Annotated in this window: 23 protein-coding genes and 2 pseudogenes; 4 read left to right on the forward strand and 21 right to left on the reverse strand. The window is 36.3% G+C overall.

Features of this window, described 5'->3' with window-relative positions:
* Positions 1-590: 590 nt before the first annotated feature.
* Positions 591-1031: a cell wall hydrolase gene (locus tag JFU50_RS05675; protein ID WP_056523359.1), complete on the reverse strand. Its 441-nt coding sequence runs from the start codon at positions 1029-1031 to the stop codon at positions 591-593.
* A gap of 306 nt (positions 1032-1337) precedes the next feature.
* Here JFU50_RS05675 and JFU50_RS05680 point away from each other — a divergent pair.
* Positions 1338-1862, forward strand: a pseudogene (locus JFU50_RS05680) (IS110 family transposase).
* On the opposite strand, the gene hutH reads toward JFU50_RS05680, so the two are convergent.
* The 19 genes and pseudogenes from hutH to JFU50_RS30665 form a co-directional block, all read right to left on the reverse strand.
* Positions 1859-3394 (reverse strand): histidine ammonia-lyase, encoded by a 1536-nt coding sequence (gene hutH, locus JFU50_RS05685; RefSeq protein WP_201222038.1) that lies wholly within the window; start codon positions 3392-3394, stop codon positions 1859-1861. The pseudogene JFU50_RS05680 and the gene hutH sit on opposite strands and share 4 nt — an antisense overlap.
* A gap of 129 nt (positions 3395-3523) precedes the next feature.
* Positions 3524-4894 (reverse strand): MFS transporter, encoded by a 1371-nt coding sequence (locus JFU50_RS05690; RefSeq protein WP_201182608.1) that lies wholly within the window; start codon positions 4892-4894, stop codon positions 3524-3526.
* A 173-nt stretch (positions 4895-5067) separates the two neighbouring features.
* Complete coding sequence (locus tag JFU50_RS05695) at positions 5068-6564, reverse strand: helix-turn-helix domain-containing protein (RefSeq protein WP_201182611.1); 1497 nt, start codon at positions 6562-6564, stop codon at positions 5068-5070.
* Positions 6565-6671: 107 nt separating this feature from the next.
* Positions 6672-6895: pseudogene (locus JFU50_RS05700) on the reverse strand (DDE-type integrase/transposase/recombinase); the annotation flags it as partial.
* A 29-nt stretch (positions 6896-6924) separates the two neighbouring features.
* Entirely contained in the window at positions 6925-7242 is a 318-nt protein-coding gene (locus JFU50_RS30655; protein WP_242485331.1) for an alpha/beta fold hydrolase, read from the reverse strand.
* A gap of 187 nt (positions 7243-7429) precedes the next feature.
* Positions 7430-7633, reverse strand: coding sequence for a zinc ribbon domain-containing protein (locus JFU50_RS05710; RefSeq protein ID WP_201182613.1), 204 nt, complete (start codon positions 7631-7633; stop codon positions 7430-7432).
* Positions 7634-7822: 189 nt separating this feature from the next.
* The gene (locus tag JFU50_RS05715; RefSeq protein ID WP_201182615.1) at positions 7823-8218 is read right to left on the reverse strand and encodes a DUF2500 domain-containing protein; all 396 of its coding nucleotides are present in this window, start codon (positions 8216-8218) and stop codon (positions 7823-7825) included.
* A gap of 576 nt (positions 8219-8794) precedes the next feature.
* Positions 8795-9904, reverse strand: a complete 1110-nt coding sequence (locus JFU50_RS05720; protein ID WP_201222040.1) for a lactonase family protein — start codon at positions 9902-9904, stop codon at positions 8795-8797.
* Between the two features lie 259 nt (positions 9905-10163).
* Entirely contained in the window at positions 10164-10394 is a 231-nt protein-coding gene (locus JFU50_RS05725) for a hypothetical protein (RefSeq protein WP_201182619.1), read from the reverse strand.
* A gap of 2 nt (positions 10395-10396) precedes the next feature.
* On the reverse strand, positions 10397-10720 hold the full coding sequence (locus JFU50_RS05730; protein WP_201182621.1) for a heavy metal-binding domain-containing protein: 324 nt from the start codon (positions 10718-10720) through the stop codon (positions 10397-10399).
* A gap of 255 nt (positions 10721-10975) precedes the next feature.
* Positions 10976-11137 carry a GNAT family N-acetyltransferase gene (locus JFU50_RS31385; RefSeq protein WP_242486097.1) on the reverse strand — a complete coding sequence of 54 codons (162 nt, stop codon included), beginning with the start codon at positions 11135-11137 and terminating at the stop codon, positions 10976-10978.
* A gap of 434 nt (positions 11138-11571) precedes the next feature.
* Positions 11572-12021 carry a YrvL family regulatory protein gene (locus JFU50_RS05740; RefSeq protein ID WP_201182623.1) on the reverse strand — a complete coding sequence of 150 codons (450 nt, stop codon included), beginning with the start codon at positions 12019-12021 and terminating at the stop codon, positions 11572-11574.
* A gap of 244 nt (positions 12022-12265) precedes the next feature.
* Complete coding sequence (locus JFU50_RS05745) at positions 12266-12481, reverse strand: hypothetical protein (RefSeq protein WP_201222042.1); 216 nt, start codon at positions 12479-12481, stop codon at positions 12266-12268.
* Between the two features lie 178 nt (positions 12482-12659).
* Complete coding sequence (locus tag JFU50_RS05750; RefSeq protein WP_201222044.1) at positions 12660-13199, reverse strand: GNAT family N-acetyltransferase; 540 nt, start codon at positions 13197-13199, stop codon at positions 12660-12662.
* Between the two features lie 234 nt (positions 13200-13433).
* The gene (locus JFU50_RS05755; protein ID WP_201182629.1) at positions 13434-13799 is read right to left on the reverse strand and encodes a hypothetical protein; all 366 of its coding nucleotides are present in this window, start codon (positions 13797-13799) and stop codon (positions 13434-13436) included.
* 17 nt (positions 13800-13816) lie between these two features.
* Positions 13817-13978 (reverse strand): hypothetical protein, encoded by a 162-nt coding sequence (locus JFU50_RS05760; RefSeq protein WP_201182631.1) that lies wholly within the window; start codon positions 13976-13978, stop codon positions 13817-13819.
* Between the two features lie 201 nt (positions 13979-14179).
* The gene (locus JFU50_RS05765) at positions 14180-14401 is read right to left on the reverse strand and encodes a DUF3953 domain-containing protein (RefSeq protein ID WP_201183480.1); all 222 of its coding nucleotides are present in this window, start codon (positions 14399-14401) and stop codon (positions 14180-14182) included.
* Positions 14402-14611: 210 nt separating this feature from the next.
* Positions 14612-14914 carry a hypothetical protein gene (locus JFU50_RS30660; RefSeq protein WP_242489029.1) on the reverse strand — a complete coding sequence of 101 codons (303 nt, stop codon included), beginning with the start codon at positions 14912-14914 and terminating at the stop codon, positions 14612-14614.
* On the reverse strand, positions 14880-15095 hold the full coding sequence (locus JFU50_RS30665; RefSeq protein ID WP_242489030.1) for a hypothetical protein: 216 nt from the start codon (positions 15093-15095) through the stop codon (positions 14880-14882). Before JFU50_RS30665 ends, JFU50_RS30660 begins: the two co-directional genes overlap by 35 nt.
* 303 nt (positions 15096-15398) lie before the next feature.
* On the opposite strand from JFU50_RS30665, the gene JFU50_RS05775 reads away from it, so the two are divergent.
* From JFU50_RS05775 to JFU50_RS05785, 3 genes are read left to right on the forward strand one after another with little or no spacing between them, the layout of a single operon-like run.
* On the forward strand, positions 15399-15941 hold the full coding sequence (locus tag JFU50_RS05775; protein WP_274606916.1) for a sigma-70 family RNA polymerase sigma factor: 543 nt from the start codon (positions 15399-15401) through the stop codon (positions 15939-15941).
* Positions 15931-16350, forward strand: coding sequence for a PadR family transcriptional regulator (locus JFU50_RS05780; RefSeq protein ID WP_201182635.1), 420 nt, complete (start codon positions 15931-15933; stop codon positions 16348-16350). Before JFU50_RS05775 ends, JFU50_RS05780 begins: the two co-directional genes overlap by 11 nt.
* Positions 16347-17621, forward strand: a complete 1275-nt coding sequence (locus tag JFU50_RS05785) for an FtsW/RodA/SpoVE family cell cycle protein (protein ID WP_201182637.1) — start codon at positions 16347-16349, stop codon at positions 17619-17621. The genes JFU50_RS05780 and JFU50_RS05785 overlap by 4 nt, the downstream gene beginning before the upstream one ends.
* Positions 17622-18441: 820 nt before the next feature.
* On the opposite strand, the gene JFU50_RS05790 is transcribed toward JFU50_RS05785, so the two are convergent.
* Complete coding sequence (locus tag JFU50_RS05790; protein WP_201182639.1) at positions 18442-18936, reverse strand: GNAT family N-acetyltransferase; 495 nt, start codon at positions 18934-18936, stop codon at positions 18442-18444.
* Between the last annotated feature and the right edge of the window lie 183 nt (positions 18937-19119).

The following is a 19119-nucleotide window of genomic DNA, read 5'->3' on the forward strand; positions in this document are numbered from 1 at the left end:
ATTTCAATATCAATCTTCATTCTCTACTTCTTCTTCATATAAATCATGTTCACCAATATAAATAGGGCTGTTTGCATGATCAATTCTGATTGGTTCCTGGAGGGGGTAAGATAGCGTAGATATTATCTACTTCTTCTCCCGTTACTTGTGTGGGAATCAATTTATTCTTGATCCGATTAAGCATAAAGTCAACTCCTAATGGTTTTCATCTATTATATCGAGCTGCGTAAACTAAATACTCTTCATGTTCAACTAAAGCACCCTTTAGTTTGAGTATAATATCTCACAATCTTGCTTTCTTGGATAAATTACTAATACTTAATGTTTGATATATATAAAAAGGGAACACCTGCTAACCAGGAAGTTCCCTTTTTATTTCGTGAGATAAAAGTACATCAAAACAACGATTGAAAAAATAGGCTTCGGTTAGGGTCTCAAGCGTTTTTTTCAACCGACAACTGTTACATTACCTACAGGAGTTGCATTGAATGAATATGGTTGGCTACCAACACCTAAAAATTTTGTATTCGTAGCACCAAAAAGGCAAAATTACAATAAAATTCAAGAATTAATAATAGCTCCTAGACAACCTAACCGGTATAAACACTTTCACATGTTCCAGGTTTTGGTTCATAATAACAATGATTTTTATATTGTCCAGCAAAGGGTTGATCGTACCATGTAGGCGGGCATGGAGCATATGGATTAAAATACCAAAGGGCATATTTCCCTGGGTGTTGTCTCCAGTATTCCAAATTCTGTTTTGCTAATCGTTTTTCAGCAGTCCTCGCTCTTTGATAAAATACATTACCTTTTTGAACAGCTTCAAAAGAATAATTTCCTCCTTGTACGTGATAAATGACTTGTGGAATTGTTCTTAAATCTATAAAGTCTAAACAATCAGCTTTAAGACGATTAACAATTACATTTCCAACATATAACATTCCTTGTAACCCTTCACCTTCGGCTTCAGCTCTCATCATCCTTGCCATTAAGTCAACGTCTGAACTTTTGTAATTTACTCTTGGCATTTTTTCACCCCAGAAATATAGTATGAAAAAAAGCCTACATTGATGTCATTGTTTATAAAATAAGAATGCTTAGTTTTTAAAGCTTACAGTTTTTAAGTAAGATGAAAACTATGGCATTCTTTTTTATACCTTTATTCAACTAAACTGTCCCGATAGCTCCATAAGAAACCTCTATATAAGAAACTGGTTGTGACAGTATTGAAGAACCATTTAGTGTACTACAAGTACGTATACAAAAATTTTTGTAACAAATCTCCTGTCATATGTATTGTTAATTTTTTTTGAGGTGATTCTCCTATGGAAGCAATGATTGAACGGTGTGCTGGCCTAGATGTACACCAAGAAACAGTAGTAGCCTGTGTATTATTTAGTCCATTAGATAAAAAGCCAAAAACCTCTATTAAAACGTTTCCAACTACAACAACGGGACTCTTGGCTTTAAGTGATTGGCTAGCTCCCCTTCAGGTATCCGATATTGTGATGGAAAGTACCGGAGTCTATTGGAAACCAATATGGAATATACTTGAAGGTTCTTTTCACCTTGTTCTTGCCAATGCCAGACATGTCAAAAATGTTCCAGGGCGTTAAACTGATGTGAAAGATGCCGAATGGCTTGCCAAGCTTCTAAGATGTGGACTTATTGAAAGCAATTTTGTCCCACCGGAGGATATTCGTGATTTACGAGATCTTACTCGTTATCGAAAAAAATTGATTCATCATCGCACTTCAGAGCAGAATCGCATTCACAAAATTCTTCAAGATGCTAATATCAAGCTAACATATTCTTTTATTGATTCAAACTGCAACTTCAGCTATGAATCATATCTTTAAAATTGCAAAGGACCGATTTTTGCTTCTACATGCTTTACAATTTCTGCTGAATGAACCAGTTCCGCAGCTGTACGCATGTCTTTGTATAAAATTCTGTCCTGCTCAAGGCGAGGCACATATTTTCTAAACAAATCGCAGGCTGCAGTCGTTCCTGTTCCAGGCTGTAACGGCTGATGGAATTCAATCCCCTGGCAGCTGCACATCCATTCGATCCCAATCACTTTTTCAGTATTGGCGATTACTTTCAGTGCCTTTAAAGCTGCAGATGTCCCCATGCTTACATGATCTTCCTGTCCCCCTGTTGTCGGAATGGAATCCACAGACGACGGATGTGAATAAACCTTATTGTTAGAAACCAATGACGCCGCGACATATTGCGGAATCATATAGCCCGAGTTAAGCCCACTTTGCTCGATCAAATACGGGGGCAGCTCGCTATACTGAGGCGAGACGAGTCTAAAAATCCTTCGTTCAGAAATATTGGCCAATTCAGATAGAGAGATTGCCAGAAAGTCCATGGCTAAGGCTATCGCTTCTCCATGACAATTGGAAGAGGATATCGCTCTTGCACCCTCTTGATCATCAAACACCAACGGATTATCTGAGGCTGAATTCATTTCTCTCTCCACAATCGTCCTAACGTAATCAACAGCGTCCTTACATGCTCCATGCACTTGTGGAATGGACCTAATACTAAGAGCATCTTGTGTGCGGTAATCTTTAAATTTTTCCGTGATCTCACTGTTTTCTATCAGCTTATGAATATTATCAGTTGTCTTTTTTTGTCCAGGATGACGTTTTACTTTACTAATTTTGGGATCAAAGGCATAGTATGTTCCTTTCAGCGCCTCAAAACTGATTATCGAAACAATGTCTGCCGCCTTAAGAACATTAATGGCATCATAAACGGCCAGAGCGCCAATTGCAGTCATATCTACCGTGCCATTAATCAAAGAAAGCCCTTCCTTTTCATGCAGTTCGATTGGCTTGATTCCGGCCTTCTTCAAAGCCGTCTCGCCATCTGTTAGTACGCCCTGATTATAGGCCTCACCCATCCCCAAAAGGACCAAACTGATATGTGCCTGATGATTTAAGTAACCTAGGGAACCTTCTCGAGGGACGAATGGTATGACATCTTTATTCACCATCTTTGCTAATCTCTCTACCGTTTCAAGTCTTACTCCAGAATAACCAAGGGATAAATTTTTGATCATCATCACCATAATTGCCCTTACTATTTCCTTCTCCAACGGATCGCCCATACCGCAAGCATGACTCATAATTATATTTTTTTGCAATTCTCTCGAATCAGAGGCTGAAATTTTTATTTTTGAATTCTCTCCTACTCCGGTCGTAATTCCGTATATGACTCGCTCCTCCTCGACAAAACGCTCGACTATATCCCTTCCTTGGCTAATCCTTTTCTTTACACTCATAGACAGCTCCAAAGGGGCATGATGCCTTGCTACTGAAATCAAATCCCCGATACTAAAATCATCTTCAGTTATCATTACTTTTTCTTCTGTTTTCATAATAAACTCATCTCCTATATTGTGCAGTTTGACAAAACATTAACTTATATGATGTTTAAGCCATTGAATTAGTAAAATTTCGCAACGAGACCTCTCTTTCGATAAATGGAAAGGTCTCCTTTTTTCATGTCAATTAATCTTCTTATGGTTCAAGGGGTTTAAGTTTGAATTTGAATTACTTGCTTCATTAAAAGGATTACTTGCCTCGCTTAAAGAGAGTGACTTTGTCTCCGGTGCCCAGGCAATCGAAATGATAGTACCAATTAACAGAATAGCCGTCATTCCAATCATCGAGGCATCCAACCCTATAGTGTTCATACTAAGGGGCAGGAGGAATGTCCCGATAGCAGAACCAATTCGGCTGAACGCTGTCACAAAACCAACCCCAGATGCGCGAATTTCGGTAGGGAAAAGTTCGGCCGGATATGTTAGCGTAAGATTTGAATTTGCTGATAATATAAAAGTAAAAGCCAGAAAAATCGGAATTACTAAAAGTTTAGGTTCGTGAAAAATGCTAAGCATAAGCAAGCAGACGGTCAGGATTGCAAACGTACTAATAGTGAAACCTCTGCGAGAAAATTTCTCCATAAGCCAAAGACCAGCAATCGAACCCAAGATTAGGAATATGTTTAACCACAAGTCTACAGTGAAGTTTTCTGCTAAACCCATACTATTTAAGATAGACGGTAGGAATGTGTAGATGGCAAAGTACGGAATGACAATACAGACATAAAATAGACTTCCAAAAGCTGTGCGCTTCCGGAATTTTTTGTTAAAAAGAGCACGAAAGCCATTTTTATATTGAGTCTCAATAACAGTTTCGTCGATTTCCGCATTAGGCCCGATATACTTCTTTACGATATGGCGTGCTTCATCAATACGTCCCATGCTGATGAGCCATTGTGGGGATTCAGGTGTTCCGATTCGCAGTATCAGCACAATGAATGCAGGGATTGCGGCACTAGCAAGCATCCAACGCCATGATTCCGGACCAGCTTGACCTAAATAATATCCGACAATGGTTGCAGAGACGTAACCTACCGTCCAGAGCACATTTAGAGAAGCCAGTAAGAATCCCCTATACTTTCTAGGCGCGAACTCGGCAAGTAAAGTCGATCCGACTGCATAATCGCCTCCGAGAGCAAAACCTATCAGTAAACGCAAAATTAACAACTCTACGGGCCCATCCACAAATAGTTGCAGCAACGAAGCTATAGTGACCAATAAGAAGTTAAGCAGGTATATTTTCTGTCTGCCTATGCGGTCAGATAACCCTCCAAGTACTAGACTACCGAAAAAGAGCCCGACCAAAGCAGAACTTCCAATTAGTCCTACCCACATCGAATTGAGTTCCATTTGTGGGCTAAGGAGTGTAAGAGCCACTCCAATAATCCCAAGAGCATACCCATCAGAGAAATTAGAGCCAAAAGTAAGCGCTGTAATTTTCATATGGAACTTGTTAAGTGGAGCGTCATCCATCTTAAATTTTTGTTCGGTCATAAGCGTCTTTCCCCTTTTCAATATTTAATTTTTGGGACACTTCCTACATCTCTAGTTTAGAGAAGGAAAGCGATTGAAAACAGACGTCTATTTTTTGAATTTTTCTAATTTTTTTCGAATTTAAAGTGTAATGTAAAACGCTTACATTTGAAAACTATAATTATTTTAGATTTCTATACTTTTTTACGATTTCTAAATGAACGAGGGGTTGTACCGGTTTTTTCCTTGAAAATTTTGCTAAAGTAATTTGCATTTATAAATCCTGTTTTATCTGCTACATCTTGAATCGAGAGTTTTGTATCTATCAATAGACGCTGTGCTTCGTTTATCCGTGTCTTTGTTAATAGCTGTCGGAACGAGCTTCCTTGTTTTTTTGTTAAGAGCGAGCTAAAATACGCTGCGCTTCTGTTTACTTGGTTCGCAACGTCCTCAAGCCTTAGCTTAGGGTTAGTAAAATTCTCCTCAATGTACCGGATGGCCTGCTCAATCACATTTGTACGAGCGTTTTCTTGATTGTTATTTGCCCGATCAAGAACTTCATATAAGAACAGCAATAACTCCTGGACGATCCGATATAGAATCGGATTGTATAGGATGGATTCAAATACTTGATGATAACGTCTCTCAAGCATCCCTTCATCAAGGTAAAATGACTTCATGAAGCGTCGGACTTGGGCTAATAAGCTTGTTAACCGGGTTCGCAATAAACCTGGCTCGGGATAGGGGTCTTCCTTATTCAAAAATTCTTTATACATCCACTGCTTAATTTTGTCCCTGTCACCTTCGTTCAGCATGTCAATCCATTCGCGCTGTTCAGACGGGGTTAAAAACGGATCGATCATAACCCAGTTCACCTTATCCTCAATGACCGAAAGCTGCCGATACCCTTTGAAAAAACGAATTTCTAGCGCTTGCTTCGCATGAAGATATTTTTCATTTAACGAAAGCAACGGGTCATTAGTATCATATAAAACTAGTGACATGGGCTCCGAAAACTGCTCTTCCCATTCGGTTAGAATCCGATTGCCTATGTGCTTTAATTGTTTGAGTGGCTGTGGCTGCTGGTTATCGAATGAAAAAACAGAAACGATCATGTCGCTTAGCGGCAATACAACCGGCCGATTCTTAAATGGATATTCTTGTAAAAAAGATAGCAATATAGGTTGTTTCTTCGAATTTTCCAACTGCATCAGCATTAATCGGAAATTGGCGCCTAACGTTTCTTGATGCACGAATAGAGAACTGTAAGATACGGCAGGCACCTCAATTTGGGCCGATGGCTCTTGTTTCTCCTCAGTTTGGGAAACGGCCTTGCAGCACTGGGTTAATACTCGTTTGATATGGTCAGGCGACTGAGGTTTTACCCATAGATCATAGGCATGAAGCTCGATGCCTTGAAGCGCACGTTCAAATGTGGCTTCAGCCGTCATGACGATGACCTTTTGTATGTACCGTTTGGTCAGCTCCTTAAAGCTGTCCCACGTATCCTTTGGAATCATATCGAGTTCAATGCAAACAACATCTGGTACTTCGGCCTCTATTAGATGAAATACATCAGATACTGAGCCTGCTAATAGAATGTGATCAAATGGAATCGAAAACGAAGAAACTAGCCAGCCAATCCCTGTTCGTTCATTTTGATCGCGATCAGCAATTAACAATTTGACCATACAGGTACTCCCTTATGATAGATTTTTTCTTATTAATTATCTCCGAACCAAGCTTATTTTCATCACTACAGTGACTATCAGATTAAGGGTTCTAGTGTAAAAACTGATTATGATGCAATTCCAAACAACTTATGTATGAATTTTACATCTTTTTTGACAGATTTCACATGTTGGTGAAGTTGTCCTTTTTTCATCGCATGCATCGCTTTAATACCACTCAATATAGAAGTGGGTGTTCCATACGACTTGAATCCCAACATTAACGCACACGCTTCTTAATGAAACGATGTTCTAGTTCCACTATATTGTTAATGTACCGTAATCGTCTGATTTTGACGCTATCATCTTGTCCTCTTTTAACTATTCAACTAAACAAACTAATAGGACGTCAATATCTTTCTCTAAAATTTTTATTTCTGATATATATTTTTGGCCATGCCAAATAACCCTCCAAAACCCTATTGATATCGGGGGCAGTTCATGAATCGTCTTCATATTCTTTTCAAATTCCTTTGAATAGCTAAACCCAGATAATCCAGGCGCAAGCAAAACAAGTTTTGAAACCCTTTCAGGATAATTCAGAGCGAATTCAGTAGCAATTTGACCACCCATTGAGTGACCGATGAGTGTCGCCTGATTGATTTCTAGATGATCAAGCAGCGACAGCAAATCTTTCATGGTTGACATCTTCTAAAGGAGACGGTGATTTCCCGGTCCCAAGTCCGTCATGACACCAATAAAGTAGAAACCCTTGAGATTCAAAGTCTTATAGTATAGGAATTTTGAAGAAGTAATGTACGTCATGCATAATGAAAAAAACAAGAATCTCCTTTTTTAAAAAAAGGAGATTCTTCTCGTGCCGTGATCAACCAAAGAATAGATCCAGCAGATTACTGCCTGCTGATGATTGCCTATTATAAAACTCCGAATATCCGCACTTCTTGCAATACACAACCGTAAATTGATTACTTTGGACATCAAACATTTTCGACAATCCTGTTCCAGTCATTGCCACGTCTTTCTTAGCAGCATCATTGCTTCCACATTTCATACATCCTTTTTCACTCATTATTCTTCATCCCCCAATTTATGTAGGTTTAATTAAAATAGCTTATCTATTAAATCCTATAGTTTCATCTTGGCAGGACTAACAGATACTGAACAAAGCCAATTATTTCAGTGTGTTCTATGTTAAGTGAAAATAAAATTATGTAATTTTATTACCTTAAAGCGTAAGCGTTATCCATTATCAGTCAGTCTAATTTTTCCTAGAAAAATTAATATATCTTGTTCCTTGAAAAGTTAAAGTGCCGATATCTCCTTCTGCAAGAATACCAAATTCCTTGCCTGAAATACGAAATTCTGATCGATCGCCACTCTCAAATTCAAATGTAGTAAAATAAGTCGTAGATGAGCCATGCGAGTGGACATTGTTATTATGTTCGTGAAGATGACTATTCCTTGTGACATTCGTTCGTTTAATTTTTACAATTGCAGGAACAGATAAGCAAGGAGATTCCTCATTTTTCTTCCATTGGCTAAGACCACTGAATAAATTAACTATTATTACTATAAAAATGATAACGAAAATAATTCCTATAAATATCGGAGCAACTGTGAAAAGCCAATCTCCGCTTCCACCAACATCGTACATTAGATATTCCTCCTTGTTATGATAATAAAATATACGGATAAAATGAAATAAAGTTTCAGACTGCCTTCAAAAAAATGGCATATACATTTTGGACTTATCCTACTCTTTTCTCTTCGAATGGCTCCCCTTCATAATGAAGAGTAGCACTTGTTAGTTGAAGAAGACTTTTTACTTTACGAAGGTAGAGTGATAGATTTTCAATGGAAGGGATGCTGGTGAAAATAGGACATGTATTAGTTGTTGGCGGTACGGGAATGTAAGCGGATGTTTCTAAATGGCATGCAAAACGTTATCATAAGGTATCGATAATCGCTCGGGATAAATTGAAGATGCAAAAATAGAAAGGGAGAGTTCTTTTTATTCCCCCTTTTTAAAACCAAGGTATGTGTCTATAAAAACATTTATGAACGTTCGTCGATTTTGAATTGACTTTTGCGAATGTTTTTTAATAGAAAGGAAGAAAAAAGGAGTCGCTGCAGCAACTCACCCTCTTGAACTCAAGCCCCCGTTAGTTGAAGATGACTCATTCACTAAGAGAAACTTTCTACTCCATCAAATGTGATGGACCAAATAGAATCAAAGAACAGCCAACCCTTGTGATCCTAAATATGGAAAGTTGGTCCAAGCAGCAACCTGCAATCTAACCAGACTTCCATCATCTTGAATAGTAAATACGGAGACTGTGCCCTGATTTCCGTTAAGAGTGTAAAAATGCCGTCCATCTTTACTCACTCCAACATCCATGGGCAGTCCTGGAGCTGTACTTGGCGGTGTACTGGTAATATGCCTTACAACTGAAAGTGCTCCATTGCGATCGATTCGGTAGGTGGAGATGGTGCCGCTTAAGGTATTGGTAATATATGCAAAACGTTCATTCCTAGTTGTTACAACCCAGCATGCGGTTTTATATCCAGTTGGTACAGAGCCACTGATCACATGAAGGATCCCGTCGGTACTCATTGAATAGGATGACAGGGCATTTGAATCTGCTTCAGTAACTAAGAGGATTCCAGAGGATAGAAAATAAGCACCCAATGGTCCTTGACCATAAGAATCATTAACGATTGGTTCTGTAACCGTACCATTTTGATTTACATGGAATACACTGAGATGGTTTGAAGTAAGCTCGGATACAAGGATTTTACTACCATCACGAGTGAAGAGAACCTGAGCGGGCTGAGCATTGAAAGTACTGAGAGAATGGGTGGATCCAGGAATAGGAGTAAGGCGTCCGTTATTATCTATGCGAAAACCAGTGATATTGGAGGCGAAATTGTTAGCCACATTCCCTACATTGGCAACATAGACAAGATTACCAAACACATCTACGGTATTGGGCTGAGTACCTCCTGATGGCTTCACATCTACGAGAACGGGTGCACCGCTGTCAGTAATGATAAAACTGCTGATACTATGGCTGCCTGCGTTCACTGCAAGAAGGAAACGTCCATCACGGGACAAAGTTAGGGCTCCTTGTGACGTAAGCGGATCGACACCATCGTTTGCCGTTGCAGTGGAGACTTCCTTTGTACCAGTACCTCTACCATAAGTTGGGTAGGAATCCACAAAAGTAAGCATTCCATTCATGTCCCTGTAAAAGGAAATGATTTGATTCATTACTTCATTATTGGTCATAATGTAAACCATACTCGCATTCGCACGGAAATATTCGTTCATTATCTGCATTTTATACCTTCCTCCTTTCATTGTTTTATATGGTGCTTTTCCCATTTAAATTCCCCAAATTGATGCAAATTGGTTAAAAGGATTATCATCCACTTATCCCACAGCCTATCTTTAGTTATAACAACAAATGAAAAAGGACTGCCGAAGCAGTCCATTTATTGTTAAACTAAACTGCCCCGTTAGTGCCATAAGAAAAAGGCTGCCTCAGCAACCTTCCTTATTGAAGTAAAGCACCTGTTTGTTGAACAGGCGCAGCCTTCTATTCTTCACCTTTTTCTTCAATATATCTACGTTCACCGTTTTTGCGATTAACATAGACTCTTATTAAAACCTTTGAAATTGGGTCAATAAACACTTCTTGCGTGGGCTCAAAATCTTTTGAAAGGTTATCATTATTTGCTTTATAACGCCTATCTTTACGTTTGGAAAAAATCCAAAAGAGAAGTATTAGACAAATTTGAAATAGAAAATAACACCAAATCCATTTCATATTTACTCAACCTTTTCAATTACAACTGCTGTTCCGTATGCTACAATTTCACTCATGTTTTGTCCAATTTCACCTGAATCAAATCGAAACATGACTATTGCATTAGCCCCCATTGCATGAGCGTTCTGTGTTAATCGGTCTATTGCTTGTTTTCTTGCATCCTCAAGCATTTCTGTATATTCATGAATTTCTCCGCCTACAAGAGACCTTAACGCCGCAGTAACTTGACCAGCAAAACCACGACTTCTTACAACCAGGCCAAAACAAGCCCCTTTTATTTCTTTAATTTTATACCCCTCAATCTGTTCCTTCGTTACAATTAGCATAAATACTCCCCCTTGTATATATTAAGATAAATATGTTCTTTTGTGCCAATCATTTACTAATGAAATAAGTGTACTATTCAATGGTTTATCCAGGTTCTTCATATATATTTTTTTCAAATTAAGAAACGATACATCTTCTTCTTGGTTCTAAGCAACCCTGCTATTGAAGTAAAGCACCTGTTAGTTCAGTAAGAATTAAAGTTCTTTATAAACAAATTCTCTGTACTTTATAAAATTTTGCTTTTTATAGAAGTTCTATGCAACAATGTTCTCAATCCAATAATCTAATTCTATTAAATCTATTCCTCGATCGTTCGCAATTTCATATATACATTCCATAAGACTTGAACCATACCCCTTATTCCTCTTTGTTCCTACTATGCTAATCTGGTGTATATATTCTCTATCTCTATCCAAGCATAGCCAAGAGCTTCTTCGTTATCTTCTAACAAAAGGAAAATGAAACTTTCGTTAATAACCAGACTTTTGAAAACTTCCTTCACATTTTTCCTTAAAGTATTTAGGATATAAATTTGAATGTAAATCGTGCACATATTTATTTAATTTAGCGACCAAATTGAAATTCCTGATTTGACTAATTTTCATAACAAATCCCTCATCTATCTTTCACTAATTTTAGGGAATTTTTCAATATTCCCCTTATTGAACTATCCTGCCCCGATAGTTCAATAAGAAAAAGGCTGCCGAAGCCCCCCCTTGTTATAGAACTAACGCACCCGATAGTTGAACAAGACTTCTCTTTTTTATTTTTGAACTGTTCACTTCCCAATTCCATTATTCTCTACCCGAGGTACAAAAAATCCCCAATTATACTTAGGTAAATTTTTTTATTAGGAGATTTCCTTATCATCATCGAAAACAATTTCTATTATGGCAAGTAGCAATGCAATAATAATCTCTGTTTTCAAGGAAAGTGTAATACTTTTCATAAACTCATCCACTGCGAACAGGACTAGCCAGTTCGATGTGCCTTCAAAACTGATTCGGATAAAAAACACCTTTATTTTCCCTGTTATATTTCGGACAGACAGCTTGAAAATTGCTTTGGAAAACAATTCGACAATGATGCCTAAAATAAAGAAACTGACAACAAAAACAATCAATGACCAGATAGATTCATATTGAACGCCGAGCAGTTCAAAAACCCCTGCCAGTCCAAAGAAATAAAGCCCCAATACAAAGCCCACTACCAGGATAATGAGAAATGCTAATCCGGTAACTGTTGCCATCTTTTCTTTTAAATTCATATCACGAAATGAATCATTTTTATTTTCTGGCATATGTCTGTTTCTCCTCTGTTAGATCTCTTTACTTCTGAAACTCTAACTTATTTTACCGATAACTAATCTTTTTAGAAATATCTCGTACCGTTCGACTACACCACGCTTATTGAACTAACCTGCCACGATAGTTGCATAAGAATAAGCTGTCTTAAAGACAGCTCCGATCTTCAGCTAACGCACCCGTTAGTTCTATAACATATTGTTGAGTTGACACAAACTGTGCAGACAAATTGTTTTATTTTTAAAGCTCCAACTTATTGAAAGTGGCCTTTTGTAAATTATAATTTTTCTTGAGTAATTCAACAATCCTAACTAAAAAAGAAATAATTATAGATAACAACAAAAGAAAAATACATGAGAATGAAATCATTACATCTTCAAAGACAGGAAGTAATGCCAATAACAAGATAAAGCGACCAATAAATATTAATAAAGAAATCGAAATATATTTCGCCATAAAAATCCTCCTGGTAGTATTAGTACCATTTTTTAATAATTTTATAGGAATACTCTATTAATATCAAAAATGTCACAGTCCGAAGACACTACGCTTGTTGAACTAAACTGCCCCGTTAGTCGCATATAAAAAGACTGTCACATGACAGTCCTGCAATTCTTCTATTTCACCTGATAGTTTAAGTGTTTTTTTTAAAACTTAGATATTCTTCATAAAGCATACTCATAATAATTTCGTCAGAATATTGATCCTTCACAAATAGAGATTGCCTTAATATTCCTTCTCTCTTAAACCCAGATTTCTCGTAAGATTTCATTCCACGCATATTATGTGAAAAAACCTGTAACTCTAATCGATTTAGTTTAAGCTGTTCAAATGTGAATTTTTGTGCAAGACTAGTCGCTTCAGTACCATACCCTTTCCCAAAATACTCTTTATTATGTATAGCTATTCGGAACATAGCTTTATTATTTTCTAAATCTATTTCTGTAATAGATAAATCACCAATAATTTTATTGGTATCTATTAGACAAATAGCAAAGTCATTTCGTGTAGAATCTTTACTAAATTGTTTCAAACCTATTCCTATTTCTTCTTTAGTTAATCGCTTTTTAGTACCAGTCATATATAGGATCTCTTCATCCTGAAAACACATATGAATACTCTCTATATCTTTTTCGTTAATTGGTCGTAAGTATACAGAATTTCCTTTAATCATAAAAACTCCCTCAATTGTTATTTATGTATTTGTTTAAAATATATATCTTTACCTTCTATTTTACATACAGCTCCTAAAGATTTGATATATCTAAAACAGTTAAGAAAAGTTCTATACATAACAAAAAGCATTACTAAATTTCTTATCTCCTATATTTTCTCATAATTCTTATTGAACTAATCTGCCCCTTTAGTTCAATAAAAGACCAGGAAATGATTTCTGGTCTTTTTTCGTTTAATCCTCATCACTTGTAATCGGAACTTTATTGTACGGATAATCAGAAAAATTCGAAACGAAGTCAAAACCTATTCCGTCATGGCCTACCCAAAGATAATATCTATCTTTTGATGTCGTTTTTGTATAATCCAAAATAAATCTCGCTAAACCAATGTCACTCGTAAAATCCATTTCTATTGTTTTCTCAGTAGAAAACAAAATACTATCATTGTTAAAAGCGTCCAAATAGGCTTTAGGAAAATAATTGACTAGCTCTTCAATATTATTTATTTCTACTAAATGATGATAATTTCTAGGCGCAACTTTCGATGTTTTTGCTCCTTTCGATATATTAATTTCCTTCGAACCACTAATTCCATGCAAATAAATCGGATACTTATTTATTTTTTTAAAAATTCTTTTAAGCTTTGGCTATAACTCGTAGTTAAATCCTCTTCAACTGAATCAATAAAAAAATAAAAATTAATCATCCCTCTCTTCCCAGATTTAAAAATATATGAAAAACCGTCTCCAACTAAAAAATCATTTAATGATATTTCCATTACCATACCACCTTATGTAGCTTTGAAATAAAGATTGATCAAAAGGTCCTCTTGAACCCCCATATTAGCGTAAATAAAAAGAATCCATTTTGAAAAAAGATTGTTCAAAATGGATTCTTTTCTTGTGATTTAGTATACAGTTTTTATCAAATAGTTTAATTATTTTTAGTGATCCTTAATGAACTAACGCACCCGTTAGTTCTATATGAAATACGGTATGTAAAAAAAGAAAATAAATAAAGAGATAACAATATTCATATACCCCCAAAATCCTTTTCTGTCTTTTTGAAGTTCGACAAATCCTGACACCAACATAAATGCCCCAAGGAAAAACATATAATACGGCAATAACTCAAAGGTTTGAGTTATTAGACTATAACCTGATAGAACAATAACCACTATCGCTAAAATAATTCTAACCATTTTCAAAAATATATTTCCCCCTAAAAATTAAGTTCAGCACTATTTCTTTTTAATCATACCATTTAACACCTTTTCATTTGTATGAAAAATGGAAATTACTTCTTTCACTAAACTGCCCCTTTAGTTGAAGAAGAAAAAAGAGCCGTCTGAACAGCTCCATAATCTTAAACTCAAGCACCCGTTAGTTAATAAAGTTTATATTCGTCTCCTTTATTGATTTTTTATTACTTCGTCTACATAGTTTAAAAGAGTTTTATATTTAGACTCTCCATTAAGATATTGTATAGCTTCATAAATCGGACATATCACTTTGTCTAATTTTTTTGAGTAAAGAACACTTTCGCTTTCTACACTCACCATATAGTTATCTAAATGAATCGTATTTTCTTGGATAGACTTAAACTCAAACCAATTATATTGCCCGTTTGTATGGTTTTTAATAACTTCTCCTAGATAGACTCCGATTCGTACGGGAAAATTATCTGGATGTTCTTTTAAAAGTCTGCTGTCCAAAGTCTGTATGCATTAACCTATCAGCATACTCATCAACCAAGCGAACACTTTCTATTGAAAGATTCAAATTATCTTTTGTAAGGTTTGCTTGGTCCCATTTTTCAGATGATACATCTTCATATAACAATTCCGCCATAAACTTTATGTCATTTTTATTTATTTTTCTCTTTTTAAAAAACATCTATCGCTCCTCTTTCTACAAACCGTATTTAGAATACAGCTTATTCAACTAAACTGCCCCTTTAGTTCTATAAGAAAAAACCAAAATCAGTAATGATTTCGGTTTTTCATGTTTATAAACGGTTTAACTTTTCCGATTGGATGTTGTCAGGCAAGGATTTTCTACTATTGCTGTACTAATTCTTAACATGTTTTCTATATTTTCAGCTGTACTCCACAATAACAAAGGGATAATTTTTAAAAATAGAAAACCTTCTTATAAGTACTATCGTCTATATATCTAGGGAAGGAAGTGTGAACTGTTTTGGAGGAGTTTGTGTTTAAATGGTCTCAAATGAAAGATGACGAATCCTTACTGGATGAAATCATGTCCCTTTATGGCCAGGATATTCTGCAATTGGTCTATTCCTATGTAAAAGATGTAGTTGTGGCAGAGGACCTGACACAGGAGATTTTCATCAAATGCTATAAGGCGCTGCCCACGTATAACCAACAATCAAATATAAGGACGTGGCTTTGGAGAATTGCTATTAACCATTGTAAGGATTATAGGAAAAGCTGGTACTTCCGAAAAGTTTCGACTGCAGAAGAGGAGCAGGAATGGACTTCTACCGATAATGTGGAAGAAGAGATCATTCAGCAGGATGAAGACAGGCAGCTTGCTGGTGCAGTCATGGAACTGCCAATCCAGTATCGCGAGCTCATTTATCTCCATTATTTTCAGGAAATGAAGCTCAAGGAGATTTCTGAAATTACCGGGGTCAAACTTGGAACGGTGAAGACCCGGATGCGCCAGGCGAAAAGAAGGTTAAAAACCTATTGGGAGGAATCCACCGATGGAAGATAAATTAACACGCTTGAAATCGGCTATGAAAAAGCATACATTTCTTGATTTGAAATTCACGGAAAACCATAGAAACTCCATCCATACTGCTATCGAAAAGCAGGATGTAAGTAGGGAAGACATCTTAATTGGTATTTTCAGATCATTGGATAAGGAGAAAAGTGGTTATCAAATTAATGAATCTCTTTACCAGAAAGGCATCCGGAAATTTGAAAATAACGAAGGCTCCTTGTATGCTGCCTTGCATGAGCTTGAGAAGGAAGGCTGGCTCCAGTCTTTTTGGGAAACTGAAGAAAGGAAGCTCTATTCCTTGGATGAACGTGCGAAAAAGTGGCTAAAGAAAAAGGAATCTAAAAGTGGTTCCGCCTCTGCTAGTTGGCGGACAGCGTTTGAAGGAGGAAGAACCGATTGAGAAGCAATCATTTTTTAGATGAGGTTTCGTCGTATATCCGATCAAAAGAAGCAAAAAAATATATAGAAGCTGAATTAAAAGCCCATTTGCATCAAGCTAAAACTGAACTGGTCAAAAAAGGATATAAAGAGGAAGAAGCAGAGGAACTGGCTGTCCGGAATATGGGAAGCCCCTCTGACATTGGGCAGAAGATGGACAAGCTGCACAGGCCGAAGATTGATTGGAAGCTAATGAGTATGTTTCTGTTCATGTCAGCTGCGGGCCTGTTTTTGTTTTGGTTCTTATTTAAGGATGGTAATTCATTTTCAGTGCTGAAGCAGGCATATTCTGTCACAGGAAGTGTAATTTTGGCCTGTGTCCTTCTTTTTTTCGATTATCGGAAATTTCAGAGATGGGGCTGGGTTTTCTTTACGATGGGATGTCTGATTCTTGTTCAGTTCCAATTTTCCAATGTATTAGTAAACGGCAATCCTCGAATTAATATTATGGGTTTATTGTCGGTCGATTCTATTGTGGTTCTGCCACTTTTTCTGCTTGCCTGGGCCGGAATGCTGCAATCAAAAAAGATGAATGTTTATTTGGCTGCCATTTTATACGTTTGTTCTGCCTTCTTGTTTCTGAATACAGCCAACGAGCAGGCGGTGGCGATTTATTCATTGATGGTTGCTGTAATGGTCTGGAGGAGTAGCCTAAATAAAAGGAAAATCCTTATCACTGCAGCAGTCCTACTTACTACATGTGTTTCACTTCTGCTTATATCCTTGAAAGATATAAGGGCCTATCAATTAGAAAGACTTTATGCGTTTGTTACGCCTGAAAAATTCAGTGAGACCTCGGGGTATATGCCTTTGAAACTAGAAAAGCTAATTGAGGATGCCGGATGGATTGGCCATTTTGGTTCCCTCGGAGCGATTGATTTTTCTAATGAAATGATGACGGATTTTATCTTTGTAACAATTACCTATACGCTTGGCTGGGCCGGGGCATTGCTCATTGGTCTGCTGTTTTTATGGATGATCTGGCGAATTTCCCGTATATTCCAAACTGTGAAAGACCCATTTGGGAAAATGCTTGTTTCCGGCAGTTTTGCCATATTCACTGCACAGGTTACTGTCAGCATCGGAATGTCTCTCGGCTTATTACCACTAATAAGTCTATCCCTGCCATTTATGAGTTATGGTGCTTTATCAGCGATGATTAACGCCTTCTTGTTTGGTCTGGTTTTAAGTGTGTATCACAAAAAAAATATTATGCTGATGAAGAAAATATGAGAGTATGGTATTGTAGCTCATACTCTCTTTTCTGAAGAAACTAGGAATGGGGAAAGGCATGAAGCTTTGAAAGATGCAATTAATCATGAGGATAATTATCAGGTGGAAAATTCCCTAAAAGTTGAATATATAGGAACTGATAAATGATCAGTAAGTCGATTTATCAAAATATAGAACTAATTAAGATCTATGTGTATTTTTGGAATCAAGATTGATCAAAATTTTCTCCTGAACCCCCATATTAGCGTAAATAAAAAGAATCCATTTTGAAAAAAGATTGATCGAGATGGATTCTTTTCTTGTGATTCAGTATACAGTTATTATAAAATAGTTTGATTATTTTTAGTAATCCATAATGAACTAACGCACCTGTTTGTTTAAGTGTATTTATTCACAATTAAAAAGTTGGTAAAACAAGAAACGAAGTTCTTAATATTATTAAAAACTCCGTCTATTATGTAAAAATTTATTTGATTCTTTAGTATCTCTTTTAAATTTCCTATATTCCCAAAAGAACCTTATTAAATATGCGATTATTACACCAACAGGACCTCCCCAGGATGCGGGTCCATTAATAAGTATATAACTTGAAATCCATCCTAAAATCATTACGAATGCAAAAATAATTAAATCTATTTTTTTCTTTTTTAAAAATGCCTTAAAATACACTGTTTTCACCTACCAATAAGTATTGATTCTATATTAATTGTTTTAATATTTTTATTTCACTAACCTGCCCCTTTAGTTCAATAAGAAAAAGGTCGCCGAAGCAACCCCTGTTATAGAACTAACGCACCTGTTAGTTCCATAAGAATATCTTTTAAAAGTAGTCGGGAATATCAAAAGATATGGAGTCAATATCATTTTCTTTTGAATAATACATACAAATACTATCCTTATATTTTTGCTTAGAAGAAGGTATTTCAATAAAATTAAATCTTCTATAAAAGTCTGACCCAATATCGCTATATAAGAAAAAATTATTACAATCTATATTTTGCTCTAATTTGTTTATCACTTCTTCAATTAATATAGAAGCATACCCTTTTTGTCTTAAATGTAAAGGAGTAGCAATTGACCCAATCCCTCTAACAAGTAAGTCTTCTGTAAGATTTAGTTCATATACTATTAGGGAACTTAATAACTCTTTTGTATCAGTTTCCTCCAGAACATACCATTTCCCCTTTTTGTACTTACTGGAACCCTGACACATCGTTACATATTCTTGAGAAAGCATTCTGTCTCCCCAAACATCATAGCCCATCATATAAACTACTTTCATATCCTTGTCTGTTGCTTCTCTAATTTTTTTCAATATATCTCTCCTTATGACTGTATTTTCTTATTGATTCACTTCGCCTTTCAAAGTTTAATTCCTTTTTTTATTGAGCTAACCTGCCCCGTTAGTTAATTAAGGGTACTTTTCCCCTTGAATTTGAAAGTATGATAATGGGAATGATCTCACGAAATTTAAGCCTCAGGTCTTACTTTCAGTTAA

Origin of the sequence: Peribacillus sp. TH14 (assembly GCF_016651145.1) — a bacterium.
Taxonomy (GTDB): Bacteria; Bacillota; Bacilli; order Bacillales; family DSM-1321; genus Peribacillus; species Peribacillus butanolivorans.

Coding starts and splice junctions, on each gene's coding strand:
- JFU50_RS05675 (WP_056523359.1), bottom strand. CDS start 1,031: ATGCCAAGAGTAAATTACAAAAGTTCAGACGTTGACTTAATGGCAAGG.
- hutH (WP_201222038.1), bottom strand. CDS start 3,394: ATGAAAACAGAAGAAAAAGTAATGATAACTGAAGATGATTTTAGTATC.
- JFU50_RS05690 (WP_201182608.1), bottom strand. CDS start 4,894: ATGACCGAACAAAAATTTAAGATGGATGACGCTCCACTTAACAAGTTC.
- JFU50_RS05695 (WP_201182611.1), bottom strand. CDS start 6,564: ATGGTCAAATTGTTAATTGCTGATCGCGATCAAAATGAACGAACAGGG.
- JFU50_RS30655 (WP_242485331.1), bottom strand. CDS start 7,242: ATGAAAGATTTGCTGTCGCTGCTTGATCATCTAGAAATCAATCAGGCG.
- JFU50_RS05710 (WP_201182613.1), bottom strand. CDS start 7,633: ATGAGTGAAAAAGGATGTATGAAATGTGGAAGCAATGATGCTGCTAAG.
- JFU50_RS05715 (WP_201182615.1), bottom strand. CDS start 8,218: ATGTACGATGTTGGTGGAAGCGGAGATTGGCTTTTCACAGTTGCTCCG.
- JFU50_RS05720 (WP_201222040.1), bottom strand. CDS start 9,904: ATGCAGATAATGAACGAATATTTCCGTGCGAATGCGAGTATGGTTTAC.
- JFU50_RS05725 (WP_201182619.1), bottom strand. CDS start 10,394: ATGAAATGGATTTGGTGTTATTTTCTATTTCAAATTTGTCTAATACTT.
- JFU50_RS05730 (WP_201182621.1), bottom strand. CDS start 10,720: ATGCTAATTGTAACGAAGGAACAGATTGAGGGGTATAAAATTAAAGAA.
- JFU50_RS05740 (WP_201182623.1), bottom strand. CDS start 12,021: ATGCCAGAAAATAAAAATGATTCATTTCGTGATATGAATTTAAAAGAA.
- JFU50_RS05745 (WP_201222042.1), bottom strand. CDS start 12,481: ATGGCGAAATATATTTCGATTTCTTTATTAATATTTATTGGTCGCTTT.
- JFU50_RS05750 (WP_201222044.1), bottom strand. CDS start 13,199: ATGATTAAAGGAAATTCTGTATACTTACGACCAATTAACGAAAAAGAT.
- JFU50_RS05760 (WP_201182631.1), bottom strand. CDS start 13,978: ATGGAAATATCATTAAATGATTTTTTAGTTGGAGACGGTTTTTCATAT.
- JFU50_RS05765 (WP_201183480.1), bottom strand. CDS start 14,401: ATGGTTAGAATTATTTTAGCGATAGTGGTTATTGTTCTATCAGGTTAT.
- JFU50_RS30665 (WP_242489030.1), bottom strand. CDS start 15,095: ATGTTTTTTAAAAAGAGAAAAATAAATAAAAATGACATAAAGTTTATG.
- JFU50_RS05780 (WP_201182635.1), top strand. CDS start 15,931: ATGGAAGATAAATTAACACGCTTGAAATCGGCTATGAAAAAGCATACA.